Here is a 1,537-nt window from a genome sequence, read left to right on the forward strand (position 1 = left end):
AATTTGAACTATGTATTTGGCAATTAAGAAATGTCGCTAATGGCAGTATATTTTTTTAATGGAAAATAAGGCTTAATATACAAGTTATGCATAAAATCTTGTGTATTAAGCCTTTATTTAATACATATGCTTATCCCATTAACGCACTCGTTAGCTTAATTTCACAAACATTTATTTTATATGTTCTCTTCTACAAGTCAAAAGTCTATTTGGTCTAAATATTTATGAAAATTTTAGGATTGGTTTAATGGTTGTACCCTTATGAGCGTCTTCTACTGCTTTATTGACGTCTTCAAAAGAGTAATACGTAATCAATTTATCAAACGGGAATTTCCCCTGCTTGTATAGTTCGATTAATCTAGGGATATATATTTGAGGAACACCTTCACCCATCAAAAATCCTTCATAGTTTCTTTCAAAAAGAATCGTATTGATATCCAACGTTACTTCCGAACCAATAGGACCACCCGCCACTTGTACCGCTCTTCCTGTTACGGTAAGTGAATCCACCGCATTTCTCGAATTTTCAGGGCGACCGCTAGACTCAATAGCGTAGTTTACACCCTTTTCAGCAATCTTCATGATTGCTTCTAAAACATTTCCTTCTCTTGCGTTAATGGTATGTGTGGCTCCTAATTCCTTTGCTAACTCTAATCGGTTTTCTTGAACATCAACGGCAATAATAATGCCGCAATGACATACAATAGCCGCCATAATTGCACTTAAACCTACTGTACCAGCGCCAAAGACAACAATGCTTGTGCCGGGTTCCGGTTTTAATTTATTTAATACCGCTCCACTTCCAGTCTGTACCCCACAACCTAGCGGTCCGAGCATTTCAAGTGGAACATCTTTTGGGACCTTTATGACGTTTCTTGCATTGGCTACCGCGTAATATGCAAAACTAGATTGTCCGAAAAAGTTAGAAGCATCTTGCCCCTCAACGTGTAAGCGAGTAGATCTATCTGCCATTCTTCCTTCAAAATTCAATTCATAAAACCGCTCACAGGCATATGCTTTGCCGGTCAAACAATTGTCGCATGAACCGCAAGAACTATAAGAAAGAACAACATGGTCACCAGGTTGAATATGAGAAATACCGTTGCCGACTTTTTCAACAATCCCTGCACCTTCATGACCAAGTACTGCAGGAAGTGGAACCGGATAAGCTTGTGTTTGAGCAAGAATATCGGTGTGGCAAATTCCGGTCCCTACAAGACGAATCAACACTTCATTCGTTTGTGGTTCATCTATCGTTATGTGTTTAATTTCAAATGGTTCACCACTTCCAAAGGTAACAGCAGCTTTTGTTTCCATGGAAAAACCTCCTTATGATTTTTACTTAATTAAGTTTCCCATTTAAGGTTGTTTGTACTCCCTTTTCCTAAATCCTTATTGAACTAACCCCGTTAATGCAATAAGCACTGCTTGCCAATTGAGTATAAATATAAGTGCGTATACAGTTTTTTGTTAAAAAATGATACAAAATGATTTATAAATATACTGCCAAAACTAACATCATGTAAATGCCAGAAAC

General features: G+C 37.4%; 1 protein-coding gene. It reads right to left on the minus strand.

Features of this window, described 5'->3' with window-relative positions; all coding sequences use genetic code 11:
* Positions 1-222 precede the first annotated feature (222 nt).
* Positions 223-1,317 (minus strand): NAD(P)-dependent alcohol dehydrogenase, encoded by a 1,095-nt coding sequence (locus BFI01S_RS21835; protein WP_061794441.1) that lies wholly within the window; start codon positions 1,315-1,317, stop codon positions 223-225.
* Positions 1,318-1,537 lie beyond the last annotated feature (220 nt).

The sequence above is a fragment of the Cytobacillus firmus NBRC 15306 genome (assembly GCF_001591465.1).
GTDB classification, from domain to species: domain Bacteria; phylum Bacillota; class Bacilli; order Bacillales; family Cytobacillaceae; genus Cytobacillus; species Cytobacillus firmus.

Coding starts and splice junctions, on each gene's coding strand:
- BFI01S_RS21835 (WP_061794441.1), bottom strand. CDS start 1,317: ATGGAAACAAAAGCTGCTGTTACCTTTGGAAGTGGTGAACCATTTGAA.